We start from the raw sequence: 12668 nt of genomic DNA on the forward strand, positions 1-12668 counted from the left end.
GCTTCGGTGGAGTCTGGCCAGGTTGCAACGCTTCGGGGAAACGTCGTCTGCCACGTTTTTGGGCGGTAGTGACGTTTCCGGCATTTCAGGGCGGGATCGCGTAAAACCGTGACGGCGATCAGGTAAAATGCCGGCTTCCCCGAATTTCCCGACGGCTTTCTGTCGTCCTCGTCTCGCTCTTATCGCCATGACCTCTGTCCTGCGTCTTACCGATCTCATCTCCCAAGGCAAAATCTCCGGCAAACGCGTGTTTATCCGTGCCGACCTGAACGTGCCGCAGGATGACGCGGGCAACATCACCGAAGACACCCGTATCCGCGCCTCCGTGCCGGCCATCCAGGCCTGCCTGGACGCTGGCGCCGCCGTGATGGTGACGTCGCACCTGGGTCGCCCGACCGAAGGCGAATTCAAGCCGGAAGACTCGCTGGCGCCGATCGCGACGCGCCTGTCCGAACTGCTGGGCAAGCCCGTGCGGCTGGTGCAGAACTGGGTGGATGACGTGGACGTGGCGCCGGGCCAGGTCGTGCTTCTGGAAAACTGCCGCGTGAACAAGGGCGAGAAGAAGAACAGCGACGAACTGGCGCAAAAGATGGCCAGGCTGTGCGATGTCTATGTCAACGACGCGTTCGGCACCGCCCACCGCGCGGAAGCCACCACGCACGGCATCGCCAAATACGCCCCGGTTGCCTGCGCCGGCCCGTTGCTGGCCGCCGAAATCGACGCGCTCGGCAAGTCCCTGGGCCAGCCGGCTCGTCCGCTGGTGGCCATCGTGGCCGGCTCCAAGGTGTCGACCAAGCTGACCATCCTGAAGTCGCTGGCTGACAAGGTCGACCAACTGATCGTCGGCGGCGGCATTGCCAACACGTTCATGCTGGCCGCCGGCCTGAAGATCGGCAAGTCGCTGGCGGAGGCCGACCTCGTGGCCGACGCCCGCAGCATCATCGACATCATGGCCGCCCGCGGCGCCTCGGTGCCCATTCCCGTGGACGTGGTGTGCGCCAAGGAATTCAGCGCCAACGCCGCCGCGACCGTCAAGGACGTCAAGGATGTGACCGACGACGACATGATCCTGGACATCGGCCCGAAGACCGCCGCGCAACTGGCCGAGCAGCTCAAGGCCGCCGGCACCATCGTCTGGAACGGCCCCGTGGGCGTGTTCGAATTCGACCAGTTTGGCAATGGCACCAAGGTGCTGGCCCAGGCGATTGCCGATTCCAATGCATTCTCGATCGCCGGTGGCGGCGACACGCTGGCCGCCATCGCCAAGTACGGCATTGCCGACCGCGTGGGCTACATCTCCACCGGCGGCGGCGCTTTCCTGGAATTCCTGGAAGGCAAGAAGCTGCCCGCGTTCGAAGTGCTGGAACAGCGCGCCGCAGCCTGATGCCCCAAGGGGCCTGCGGGTGCGACCCGGCCGGCCCGAATGACAGCGAAGTCCCGAGTACGCCCACCGACTGAAGGAAACCGCACGCATGACCCGCTCCACCAAGATCGTCGCCACCATCGGACCCGCCTCCAGCACGCTGGATGTACTGACCCGCATGATCGCGGCCGGTGTCGACGTGGTGCGCCTGAATTTCTCCCACGGCACCGCGCAGGACCATATCGATCGCGCCAGCATGGTGCGCGAGGCAGCCCGGGCGTGTGGGCGCGAGGTGGCCATCATGGCCGATCTGCAGGGTCCCAAGATCCGCGTGGGCAAGTTCGAGAACGGCAAGGTCACGCTGAAGCCCGGGGACCCCTTCGTCCTCGACTCCTCCTGCACGATGGGCAATCAGGAGCGTGCGGGCCTCGACTACGAGGACCTGCCGCGCGACGTGGGCCCCGGCGATGTGCTGTTGCTCAATGACGGCCTGATCGTGCTGGTGGTGGACCGCGTGATCGGCACCGAGATATTCACCACGGTGCGTGTGGGCGGCGACCTGTCCAACAACAAGGGCATCAACCGCCAGGGCGGCGGCCTGTCCGCGCCGGCGCTGACCGCCAAGGACATGGAGGACATCAAGACCGCCATGGCCCTGGGCGCCGACTACGTCGCCGTCAGCTTCCCGAAGAACGCCACCGACATGGAAATGGCGCGCCAGCTGGCCGCCGTGGCCGGCCAGCCGCATGGGCACAGGGCGCGCATGATCGCCAAGATCGAGCGCGCAGAGGCCATCCGCCCGGGCGTGCTGGAAGAGATCCTGCAGGCGTCCGACGGCATCATGGTGGCGCGCGGCGACCTGGCGGTGGAAGTCGGCAATGCCGCCGTGCCCGCTCTGCAGAAGCGCATGATCCGGCTGGCGCGCGAGGCCAACAAGCTGACGATCACCGCCACGCAGATGATGGAGAGCATGATCGTGAACCCGGTGCCGACGCGCGCCGAGGTGTCCGACGTGGCCAACGCCGTGCTGGACGGCACCGATGCCGTGATGACGTCGGCCGAGACCGCCGCGGGCCGCTATCCGATCGAAACGGTGGAGGCCATGGCCGCCATCTGCCTGGAGGCGGAAAAATCCGAAGTCGTGCAGCTCGATACCGACTTCCTCAACCAGACCTTCTCGCGCATCGACCAGTCGATCGCCATGGGTGCGCTGTTCACCGCCTATCATTTGGGAGTGAAGGCGATTGCGGCGCTGACCGATTCCGGCGCGACCGCCCTTTGGATGAGCCGCCACCGTATCCACGTGCCGATCTACGCGATGACGCCGAACTTGGCCTCGCAACGCAAGATGCAGCTGTACCGCAATGTGGTGCCGCTGCCGCTGCAGTCCAGCTCGGACCGCGACGTGGCGCTGGAACAGGCCGAGGAACTGCTGCTGGCGCAAGGCGTGGTGCAGCGCGGCGATTTCATCGTGCTGACGATCGGCGAGCCGATGGGCCAGCCGGGCGGCACCAACACCCTCAAGATCGTGAGGGTGGGAAGCTAGGCACCGGCCGCCCGATGTGGTGCGCCGGACAGACGCGGCGCACGGGTGTGCGCGAACCTGCTGGCGCAGCACACGAAAACCGCATCCAGAAGAATACCGAGACACCCCAATTTTTTATTCAGGAGTTTGACATGCCACTCGTTTCCATGCGCCAGCTACTGGACCATGCTGCCGAGAACAACTACGCGCTGCCGGCGTTCAACGTGAACAACCTCGAGCAGGTGCAGGCCATCATGCAGGCCGCCGACGAGGTCAATGCCCCGGTGATCATGCAGGCCTCGGCTGGCGCGCGCAAATACGCCGGCGAGCATTTCCTGCGCCACCTGATCGAAGCCGCCGTGGAAGCCTACCCGCACATCCCGGTGGTCATGCACCAGGATCACGGCCAGTCGCCGGCCATCTGCCAGGGCGCCATCGACCTGGGCTTCTCGTCGGTGATGATGGATGGATCGCTGCGCGAAGACGGCAAGACCCCGGCCGACTACGACTACAACGTGGACGTGACCCGCAAGGTCGTGCAACTGGCCCACGCCGTGGGCGTGACCGTGGAAGGCGAACTGGGCTGCCTGGGCTCGCTGGAAACCGGTGAAGCCGGCGAGGAAGACGGCATCGGCGCCGAAGGCAAGCTGGACCACTCCATGCTGCTGACGGACCCGGAGCAGGCCGCCGACTTCGTCAAGGCCACCCAGCTGGACGCTCTCGCCATCGCCATCGGCACGTCGCACGGCGCCTACAAGTTCACGCGCAAGCCCACGGGCGACATCCTGGCGATCAGCCGCATCAAGGAAATCCACGCCCGCATCCCCAACACCCATCTGGTGATGCACGGTTCGTCGTCGGTGCCGCAGGAACTGCTGGAAGAAATCCGCAAGTTCGGTGGCGACATGAAGGAAACGTACGGCGTGCCCGTGGAAGAGATCCAGGAAGCCATCAAGTACGGCGTCCGCAAGATCAACATCGACACGGATATCCGTCTGGCGATGACCGGCGCGGTCCGCCGCTTCTTCGCGGAAAACCCGAGCAAGTTCGACCCGCGCGAGTTCCTGAAGCCGGCCCGCGAAGCCGCCAAGCTGGTGTGCAAGGCCCGCTACGTGGCATTCGGCTGCGAAGGCCAGGCCAGCAAGATCAAGCCGGTGACGCTGGTCGATGTCGCTGGCCAGTACAAGGCCGGCAAGCTCGCCCAGGTCGTGCAGTAATCGTAGTGCCGCCCCGTTGCGCGTCGTTCGCGCACGGGGCGATCGTTCTTCATGGGGCTTCGCATCGCGCACGAAGCCCCGCTTGTTTTCAGCCGCTGCCGCACTCTCATCATGTCCGACGCCCTCTACGAATCCTCCATCAAGTCCCTGCCGCTGCTCGGCCACGGCAAGGTCCGCGACAACTACGCCGTCGGCGATGACAAGCTGCTGATCGTCACGACCGATCGCCTGTCGGCCTTCGACGTCATCCTGGGCGAGCCGATCCCGGCCAAGGGCCGTGTGCTGAACCAGATGGCGAACTTCTGGTTCCGGAAGCTGGCGCATATCGTGCCGAACCACGAGACCGGGATCAGCGCCGAGAGCGTGGTGGCGCCGGGCGAGGTGGCCCAGGTGGAAGGCCGCGCCGTGGTGGTCAAGCGCCTGAAGCCGATCCTGGTGGAAGCCGTGGTGCGCGGCTACCTGGCCGGCAGCGGCTGGAAGGATTACCAGGCCACGGGCAAGGTCTGCGGCATCGAACTGCCAGCCGGCCTGCAGAACGCGCAGAAGCTGCCCGAACCGATTTTCACGCCGGCGGCCAAGGCCGAGATGGGCGAGCACGACGAGAACATCTCGTACGCCGAAGTCGAAGCCCGTATCGGCAAGGACCTGGCGGCGCAGATGCGCGACATCTCGATCCGCCTGTACAAGGAAGCAGCCGACTACGCCGCCACGCGCGGCATCATCATCGCCGACACCAAGTTCGAGTTCGGCCTGGACGAGAACGGCACGCTGACGCTGATGGATGAAGTGCTGACTGCCGATTCGTCGCGCTTCTGGCCGGCGGATTCGTATCAGGTGGGCACCAACCCGCCGTCGTTCGACAAGCAGTTCGTGCGCGACTGGCTCGAGGCCGTGCGCATCGACGGCAAGCCCTGGCCGAAGACCGCCCCGGCGCCCAAGCTGCCGGAAGACGTGGTGCAGAAGACCGCCGACAAGTACCGCGAGGCGCTGACGCGCCTGACCGGCGAAGAACTCCAGTAAGGAAGACCGAAGTGAGCAATGTATCGAAGCCGGTGGTCGGCGTGGTGATGGGCAGCAGTTCCGACTGGGACGTCATGCAGCACGCCGTGGCCATGCTCAAGGACTTTGGCGTGCCGTTCGAGGCCCAGGTGGTCTCCGCGCATCGCATGGCCGACGACATGTTCCGCTACGCCGAATCGGCGCGCAGCCGCGGCATCCGCGCGATCATCGCCGGTGCCGGCGGTGCCGCGCACCTGCCGGGCATGATCGCCGCCAAGACGATCGTGCCGGTGTTCGGCGTGCCCGTGCCGTCGAAGTACCTGCGCGGCGAGGATTCGCTGCTGTCGATCGTGCAGATGCCCAAGGGTGTGCCGGTGGCCACGTTCGCGATTGGTGAAGCCGGCGCGGCCAACGCGGCGCTGCACGCCATCGCCACGCTGGCCACGACCGACGAGGCACTGGCCACCGCACTCGAAGCGTTCCGCGCGAAGCAGACCGAGGCCGCGCGCGCCATGACGCTGCCCGTCTGATTTTTCCCGTATTCACCGCCGCCGGAAGTTATCCGCATGCCGACCGATATCCATCCCTACCTGTCCGAAGCCCACACGCCGGAGTCGCGCGCCGAATTCGGTGTCGATAACCCGAGCGCGCCGATCCTGCCGGGTGCCTGGCTCGGCATGCTCGGCGGCGGCCAGCTTGGCCGCATGTTCACGCATGCGGCGCAGGCGATGGGCTATCGCGTCTGCGTGCTCGATCCGGACCAGGACAGCCCGGCCGGCGCAGTGGCCGACCGTCATATCTGCGCCACCTATACCGACGAGGCCGCGCTGGCGGAGATGGGGAAGCTGTGCCAGGCGGTGAGCACGGAGTTCGAGAACGTGCCGTCGCTGTCGCTGGACCGGCTCGAGCAGTTGGGTGCGTTCGTGGCGCCGCGCGGCTATTGCGTGTCGATCGCGCAGAACCGCATCGGCGAAAAGAAGTTCTTCGCGGCGTGCGCGGACCGCACCGGCGTGCCGCCGGCCCCGCACTGGGTCATCCAGCATGATGCCGATGTGGACCAGGTGCCCGACCACGTGCTGCCCGGCATCCTGAAGACCGCGCGCATGGGTTACGACGGCAAGGGCCAGGCCCGCGTGAAGACGCGCGAGGACGTGCGCGCCGCATGGAATGCCATGCAGCACGTGCCGTGCGTGCTGGAGCAGATGCTGCCGCTGGCCTACGAGGTGTCGGTGCTGGCCGCGCGCGCTGCCGACGGCACGACCGCGACCTGGCCGCTGGCCGAGAACGTGCACCGCGACGGCATCCTGTTCTCGACGACGATGCCGTCCGAGAGCGTCTCCGCCGACATCGCGACCCGCGCGCGCGCGGCTGCCGCGACGATCGCTTCGGAAATGGGTTACGTCGGCGTGCTCTGCATCGAATTCTTCGTGCTGACCGATGGCACGCTGGTGGCCAACGAGATGGCCCCGCGCCCGCACAACTCGGGGCACATCACCATGGATGCCTGCGAGACCAGCCAGTTCGAGCAGCAGGTCCGCGCGATGGCCCGCCTGCCGCTGGGCAGCACGCGCCAGCACTCGTCCGGCAAGATGCTGAACCTGCTGGGCGATGCGTGGTTCGAGTTTGGCCTGGAGCGCACGCCCGCCTGGGACGAAGTGGTGGCCAAGCCGGGCACCAAGCTGCACCTGTACGGCAAGAACGATGCGCGCCCGTCGCGCAAGATGGGCCATGTGAACTGCGTGGGCGATCATGCCGAAGCGGCGGAGCTGGCCTTCGCCGCCGCCGCGCAGGCACTTCATATTCCGCTCTGAGAGCTTTCGATGTCTTCACGCATGCCCACGGCCGCCGAGCTGGACGAAGCCGTCCGCCTGCTCGAGGCGGGCCAGCTGGTCGCCTTTCCGACCGAAACCGTCTACGGGCTCGGCGCTGATGCCGAGAACCCCGAGGCCGTGGCGCGCATTTTTGCCGCAAAGGGCCGGCCGTCCAACCATCCCGTCATCGTGCACGTGGTGGATGGCGCCGACGTGGGCTACTGGGCCGAAGTCGTGCCCGAGGCCGCGCAAAAGCTGATCGATGCCTTCTGGCCCGGTCCGCTGACGATCATCCTCAAGCGCGCCGCGCACATCCCCGCGGCGGTGGCTGGCGGCCAGGACAGCCTGGGGCTGCGCTGCCCGTCGCATCCGGTCGCGCAGGCCCTGCTGTCGCGCTTTCGCCGTGGCCGCGGCGGCATTGCGGCGCCGTCCGCCAACAAGTTCGGCCAGGTCAGCCCAACCACGGCCGAGCACGTGCGTGATGAATTCGCCGGTACGGTCTATGTGCTGGAAGGGGACGGCGTGGATGTCGGGATCGAATCGTCGATCGTCGACCTGTCGCGTCTGGACGAGGTGGGGCCGGTCTTGCTGCGTCCCGGCGCGATCACGGCGGCGATGATGGCCGAGGTGCTCGGCACGTTGCCGTTGCCGCCCGATGCCGCCGCGCCGCGCGCATCGGGCACGCTCAAGGCCCACTACGCGCCGCGCACCACGCTGACGCTGGCGCAGGCCACATCGCTGCCCGACTACCTGCACGCGCTACCCGCCGATGGCCGCCTGGCCTGGGTGGGCCGCGCGGCGGCCAGCGACGATGCGCGCTGCGTGTTCGTGCAGGCACCGGCCACGCCGGACGCCTACGCGCATGAGCTCTACCGCCTGCTACGCCGGCTCGACAAGGAAGGATTCAACCGCCTGGTATTCGAGCCGCTGCCCGATACGCCCGAATGGGATGGCGTGCGCGACCGGCTGGGCCGCGCCGCGGCGGCGTTCGAGGCGTAATCGCCTCGCCCGGGCTGGCGCAGCGGATCGCCGCTGCCGCCGGCCCGACTTCTCCCCGCCCTCAGGGCGCGCCGCGATACACCCACTGCATCAACGCATCATGCGCTTCCTGCGCGGCCGAGGCGTTCGGGTGGTTGATGTAGGCCACCACCACGTAGCGTTCCCCGTTCAGTGCGTCGACATATCCGGCCAGCGCGCGCACGTCCTGCAGCGTGCCGGTCTTCAGGTAGGCATTGCCGGCCGCATTGGCGCGCGTCAGGCGGTTGCGCAGCGTGCCATCCACGCCGAGGATCGGCAGGGAATCCAGCAGTGTCGGGCCGACGTTGCTGGCCAGCGCCTGCTGCAGCAGGCGCGCCATGTCGTAGGCGCTGATCCGTTCCTCGCGCGACAGGCCCGAGCCGTTTTCCAGCACCAGTCCCGGCATGTCCAGTCCCTGCCGCGTCAGCCAGCGCTGGATCACGCGTGAAGAACGCGCCGTGCTGGCCGGGCCGCTGCGATCGATCTCCGCGCCGATGGTCAGGAACAGCTGGCGCGCCATCACGTTGTTCGAGTACTTGTTGATGTCGCGGACGATATCGCCCAGCGGCAGCCCGTAGTGGCGGGCCAGCAGGAAGGCGTTGCGCGGCACCGCGCCGCTGCGCAGCGCCGGCTGGTGCGTGAAGCGGCCGCCGGCCTGCTGCCATTCGGCCACGAATCCGCCCCAGATAAAGTCGCTGTGCGACAGCGTGGCTAGGTTGATGATGTGCTCGCCGCAGTCCGTCGAGTAGCTGCCGTCAAACGCGGCGACGATGGAGCCGTCCGGCTGCGGCGTGATATTCGGGTTGGCGCGCGTGCGCCAGTCGCCGCAACGCCCATTGGTCAGCGTCAGGCGATTGTCGACGCGCAGTTGCGCGAGTGCCGGCGTGACCGCGACATCGACCGTGCGATTGGCCGCGTCGGGCGTAATCGTGAAGGAGAGCGTCTTGAAGGCGTACAGCAGCGCGTCCGGATTGACGTTGTAGGCGCGCTGGGTCTCGCCGTCGATGGTGTACGTGCCGTCAGTGCCATCGGCAAAGAAGCTGCGGTCCAGCACGAGGTCGCCATTGATGGTCGTCGCGCCGGCATTGCGCGCGGTGGTCACCAGCTTGGCCATTTCTTCCGGCACGAGCTTCGGGTCGCCACGACCGCGCAGGTAGACGTTGCCGTTGACGGTGCCGTCGGCCCCCGGCTGGTTGTCGGCATACAGCGAGGTCAGCCAGCGGTAGTCGGGCCCCAGCAACTGCAGGCCGGCGAACGTCGTGACCAGCTTCATCGTCGAGGCCGGATTCATCGGCGTTTCCGCATTCCAGCTCACCCGCGCCTGCGGCGCGCCGACCTTGACGACGTAGAAGCTGGCGGCCGACAGCGGCACGTGGGCACGGCGCAGCCCGGCAGTGACCGCAGCGGGCAGGCCGGTCCGCGAGGCCGCCGGATCGGCGGCTTCGGTGGCGCTGACGCGCTGGACGGATGCGGACTTGGCGGTGGCGGAGGCCTTGACGGCGTGGGCGGGAGGCTTGGCTTGCGCGGCGGAGAGGCCGAAGGCGAGCAGCAGGGTGGCCGTGACGACGGGCGTCAGGCTGCGGCGGAACAAGGACGGGCGATTTGGCATGGCGAGCATGTTAACGCATGCCTCGTGCCGCGCGGATGACGTAATACGGGGGCTTCGCGGTTCAATTCGACAACGAAGTCGGCCACACGCCGCGCCGCGCGGCGCGGATGCCTAGCTGACCGACTGGCAGTCGCGCGGCGTGGCGTTCGGGATCGGGAAGATCGCGTCGTAGACCCAGTTGTAGATCAGCGCGTAGACCATGTAGAAGCCGGCCACTGCGATGTCCATGATGAAGGCATCGATCAGGCTGATGTCGAGGTACCAGGCCACCCCCGGCAGGAACACCAGCAGCAGGCCGCCTTCGAACAGGATCGCGTGCAACACGCGGATGGCTGGCGTCTTCCTGAGCTGGCCGGTGACGCGCAGCATCGCCTTGTCGAACATCAGGTTGTAGACGTAGTTCCAGATTGCGGCGATCAGCGACGCCACGGCGCCGATCAGGCCCATCTGGTGCAGCGCGAAGCCGAACACCCAGCTGGCCAGCGGGGCGAAGGCCATCAGCCCGATCAGCTCGAAGCCAATGGTGTGGCGAATCCGGTCTCCGGTGGTGCGCATGGATCTCTCCTGCCGATTACGGCGTTAAAGCGGGGTGGCATGGAACGTCAAACAATGGGTGCCATTCTATCGGCGAGACAGCTGGACACAAGTTGGATACCATCGCCAAAACCGATGGTTTGCGGGAAATGCAAAGGAGTGCGCACATGAGCCTGTCTATCGATCAGCTGCAAGCCTTTGTGGCGGCCGCCGAGAGCGGTTCGTTTTCCGCCGCCGCCCGGCAGCTCGGCAAGGCGCAATCGGTGATCAGCGCCGCCGTGGCCAACCTGGAGATCGACCTCGACAACGCGCTGTTCGACCGCAGTGCCCGCTACCCGGTGCTGACGCCGGCCGGCGAGCGCCTGCTGGTGGAAGCGCGCGTGATCCTGGAGCGCTGCGAACATTTTCGCGGCGTGGCCAAGAGCCTGGGGGAGGGCGTGGAGTCGCGCCTGACGCTGGCGGTGGACGAGCTCTATCCCGAGGAAACGCTCGGCGTGCTGCTGGAGGAGTTCTCGCAGCGCTTTCCCTCGGTGGAGCTGGAGCTGCTGTTTCCGCTGATGGAGGACGTCAGCCGCCTGGTGCTGAGCCAGTGCGCAGACCTCGGCATCATGTGGCGGCAGGAGGTATTGCCGCCGGAGCTGGCATTCCACGCGCTGGGCTGGGTGCCGATGCCGATCATCTGCGCGCCGGACCATCCGCTGGCCGCGCAGTCTCGCGTCGACTTCGAGGAGCTGAAGCGCTATCGGCAGCTGATGGTGGCCACGCGCAGCGACAGCGAGGAGAAGAAGCGCCTGCGCGTGGCGGCGGAGGTCTGGTGGGTGGAAAGCCAGTGGGTCATCGTCGAACTGGTCAAGCGGCGGTTGGGCTGGGCCTTCGTGCCGTGGCACATCGTCGCGAATTCCCCGGCCGCGGCACAACTGGTGTCGCCGCAACTGGCGTTCCAGGACCAGGACTGGCCCGTGGCGATGGAACTGGTGTGGCACAAGCAGCGCCCGCTGGGCAAGGCCGCCACGTGGCTGCGGGAGCGGGTCAGCCAGCTGCCGCTGCCCGTGCCGGCACAGCGGTAACCGGACTGGCCTATTGCGGCGTGCCCGTTGCGGCCGGCGGCGTGTCGGTCTTGCCTACTGCCACATCCGGCGCATGCCAGCCGCCGCCAAGCGCCTTGATTAGCGTGACGGCCGAGGTGTACTGGCGGCCCGTGATCGATAGTGCCGTGCGTTCCGCCGTGTACGCGGCAGTCTGCGCGGTCAGCACATCGAGCAGCCCGGCGGTGCCGGCCTTGTAGCGGTTGTTGACCAGCGCCAGCGCTTCGCGTGCGGAGCGCAAGGCGTCGTTCTGCACCGTGGATTCTTCCTCCAGCAGGCGCGCGGCCGCAAGGTTGTCTTCCACCTCCTGGAACGCGCCCAGCACGGTCTGGCGATAGTTGGCCACGGTCTGGTCGTAGGCGGCCACCGCCTGCGCCTTGGCTGCGCCGCGCAGGCCGCCATCGAATACCGTACCGGCCAGTCCGGCGCCTACCGACCAGATGCGGTCCGGCAGCGAGAGCCAGCGCGCCAGCGTACTGGCCGTCAGCCCGCCCGTGGCGGACAGCGACAGCGTCGGGTAGTAGGCCGCCTGCGCCACGCCGATTTCGGCATTGGCCGATGCCATGCGCCGTTCCGCCGCTCCGATGTCCGGCCGGCGCTCCAGCAATTGCGATGGCACGGCCACGGGCACGCGCGGGATCGCGGTGCTCGTGTCCACGGTGGCCATCGTCAGGTCAGCTGGCGGCTTGCCCACCAGCACGGCGATCGAATGTTCGAGCTGCGCGCGTGTGATCCGGATGTCGATCTGCTGCGCCTGCGCGGACTTGAGCTGCGTCTCCGACTGCAGCACGTCGGAGCGCTGCGCGGTGCCGGCCTTGTACTGGTTCTGCACGAGTTGCAGGGACTTGGCGTAGTCGGCCACGGTGCGGTCTAGCAGCGCGCGCTGGGCGTCGGCGATGCGCAGCAGGAAGTAGCTCTGCGCGAGCGTGGCCTGCGTGGATAGCAGCGTCGCGGCGAGGTCGGCCTGGCTGGCCTGGGCGCCGGCGTCGGCGGATTCCACCTGCCGGCGGATGCGGCCCCAGACATCGATTTCCCACGTGGCGGACAGCGTGGCGCTTTGGCCGTTGATGATGCTGCTGCTGGAGCCAGAGGCGCCGCGCGACACGCCTGCCTGTGCACCGATCACGGGAAAGAAGCCGGCCCGCGCCGCCGCCAGCGCTGCCGCGGCCTGGCGATACTGGGCCTCGGCCGCCTTGATGTTCTGGTTGGACACCTGCACTTGCGACATCAGGTCGTCGAGCGCCGGATCGCCGAAGACGCGCCACCAGTCGGGGCGCGACATCGCATCCTGCGGCTCGGCCGTTTTCCAGTCGCCCGTCCACGCGGGCATTGCATCGCTGGCTTCCTTGAATGCCTGCGGCACGGGCGCGTCGGGGCGCTTGTAGTCGGGGCCGACGGCGCAGCCGGCCAGCAGCGAGCAGGCCAGCGCCAGCGCTGTGACGCCGTGGAGCGGGCGCGACAGCAGGGGGCGGGGCAGAAGCGGGCGGAGAGTGTGGATCATGGCAATC

The 12668-nt window shown here is 67.4% G+C and carries 11 protein-coding genes; 8 read left to right on the top strand and 3 right to left on the bottom strand.

Translation table 11 applies throughout. The annotated features are described in order from the left end of the window. Positions 1-187 precede the first annotated feature (187 nt). The 7 genes from AC1DOX_RS15630 to AC1DOX_RS15660 all read left to right on the top strand — a co-directional run bounded on the left by AC1DOX_RS15630 (position 188) and on the right by AC1DOX_RS15660 (position 7914). Positions 188-1384 carry a phosphoglycerate kinase gene (locus AC1DOX_RS15630; protein WP_441619161.1) on the top strand — a complete coding sequence of 399 codons (1197 nt, stop codon included), beginning with the start codon at positions 188-190 and terminating at the stop codon, positions 1382-1384. Between the two features lie 88 nt (positions 1385-1472). Beyond that, entirely contained in the window at positions 1473-2909 is a 1437-nt protein-coding gene (pyk, locus tag AC1DOX_RS15635; protein WP_441619163.1) for a pyruvate kinase, read from the top strand. Positions 2910-3040: 131 nt separating this feature from the next. Beyond that, on the top strand, positions 3041-4105 hold the full coding sequence (fba, locus tag AC1DOX_RS15640; RefSeq protein WP_092136097.1) for a class II fructose-bisphosphate aldolase: 1065 nt from the start codon (positions 3041-3043) through the stop codon (positions 4103-4105). Positions 4106-4216: 111 nt separating this feature from the next. Beyond that, positions 4217-5125, top strand: a complete 909-nt coding sequence (locus tag AC1DOX_RS15645; RefSeq protein WP_441619166.1) for a phosphoribosylaminoimidazolesuccinocarboxamide synthase — start codon at positions 4217-4219, stop codon at positions 5123-5125. Positions 5126-5136: 11 nt separating this feature from the next. Beyond that, on the top strand, positions 5137-5634 hold the full coding sequence (gene purE / locus AC1DOX_RS15650; protein WP_441619168.1) for a 5-(carboxyamino)imidazole ribonucleotide mutase: 498 nt from the start codon (positions 5137-5139) through the stop codon (positions 5632-5634). 36 nt (positions 5635-5670) lie between these two features. Beyond that, a complete protein-coding gene (locus tag AC1DOX_RS15655) occupies positions 5671-6915 on the top strand; it encodes a 5-(carboxyamino)imidazole ribonucleotide synthase (RefSeq protein ID WP_092136101.1) in 1245 nt (414 codons plus the stop codon). Positions 6916-6924: 9 nt separating this feature from the next. Then, the gene (locus AC1DOX_RS15660; RefSeq protein WP_441619170.1) at positions 6925-7914 is read left to right on the top strand and encodes an L-threonylcarbamoyladenylate synthase; all 990 of its coding nucleotides are present in this window, start codon (positions 6925-6927) and stop codon (positions 7912-7914) included. 61 nt (positions 7915-7975) lie between these two features. On the opposite strand, the gene dacB is transcribed toward AC1DOX_RS15660, so the two are convergent. Together dacB and AC1DOX_RS15670 are read right to left on the bottom strand one after the other, a co-directional pair. After that, positions 7976-9550, bottom strand: coding sequence for a D-alanyl-D-alanine carboxypeptidase/D-alanyl-D-alanine endopeptidase (dacB, locus tag AC1DOX_RS15665; protein ID WP_441619172.1), 1575 nt, complete (start codon positions 9548-9550; stop codon positions 7976-7978). Between the two features lie 102 nt (positions 9551-9652). Then, the gene (locus AC1DOX_RS15670) at positions 9653-10096 is read right to left on the bottom strand and encodes a PACE efflux transporter (RefSeq protein ID WP_092136106.1); all 444 of its coding nucleotides are present in this window, start codon (positions 10094-10096) and stop codon (positions 9653-9655) included. 146 nt (positions 10097-10242) lie between these two features. Here AC1DOX_RS15670 and AC1DOX_RS15675 point away from each other — a divergent pair, with 146 nt between their 5' ends. Further along, on the top strand, positions 10243-11142 hold the full coding sequence (locus AC1DOX_RS15675) for a LysR family transcriptional regulator (RefSeq protein WP_441619175.1): 900 nt from the start codon (positions 10243-10245) through the stop codon (positions 11140-11142). 10 nt (positions 11143-11152) lie between these two features. Here the strand turns inward: AC1DOX_RS15675 and AC1DOX_RS15680 are convergent, their stop codons facing one another. Next, complete coding sequence (locus AC1DOX_RS15680; protein WP_441619177.1) at positions 11153-12661, bottom strand: efflux transporter outer membrane subunit; 1509 nt, start codon at positions 12659-12661, stop codon at positions 11153-11155. Between the last annotated feature and the right edge of the window lie 7 nt (positions 12662-12668).

It is taken from the genome of Cupriavidus sp. 01L415, from assembly GCF_056400065.1.

Bases quoted from the DNA above. Each gene is read 5' to 3' on its own strand.
- AC1DOX_RS15630 (WP_441619161.1), top strand. From the start codon at position 188: ATGACCTCTGTCCTGCGTCTTACCGATCTCATCTCCCAAGGCAAAATC.
- pyk (WP_441619163.1), top strand. From the start codon at position 1,473: ATGACCCGCTCCACCAAGATCGTCGCCACCATCGGACCCGCCTCCAGC.
- fba (WP_092136097.1), top strand. From the start codon at position 3,041: ATGCCACTCGTTTCCATGCGCCAGCTACTGGACCATGCTGCCGAGAAC.
- AC1DOX_RS15645 (WP_441619166.1), top strand. From the start codon at position 4,217: ATGTCCGACGCCCTCTACGAATCCTCCATCAAGTCCCTGCCGCTGCTC.
- AC1DOX_RS15655 (WP_092136101.1), top strand. From the start codon at position 5,671: ATGCCGACCGATATCCATCCCTACCTGTCCGAAGCCCACACGCCGGAG.
- AC1DOX_RS15660 (WP_441619170.1), top strand. From the start codon at position 6,925: ATGTCTTCACGCATGCCCACGGCCGCCGAGCTGGACGAAGCCGTCCGC.
- dacB (WP_441619172.1), bottom strand. From the start codon at position 9,550: ATGCTCGCCATGCCAAATCGCCCGTCCTTGTTCCGCCGCAGCCTGACG.
- AC1DOX_RS15670 (WP_092136106.1), bottom strand. From the start codon at position 10,096: ATGCGCACCACCGGAGACCGGATTCGCCACACCATTGGCTTCGAGCTG.
- AC1DOX_RS15675 (WP_441619175.1), top strand. From the start codon at position 10,243: ATGAGCCTGTCTATCGATCAGCTGCAAGCCTTTGTGGCGGCCGCCGAG.
- AC1DOX_RS15680 (WP_441619177.1), bottom strand. From the start codon at position 12,661: ATGATCCACACTCTCCGCCCGCTTCTGCCCCGCCCCCTGCTGTCGCGC.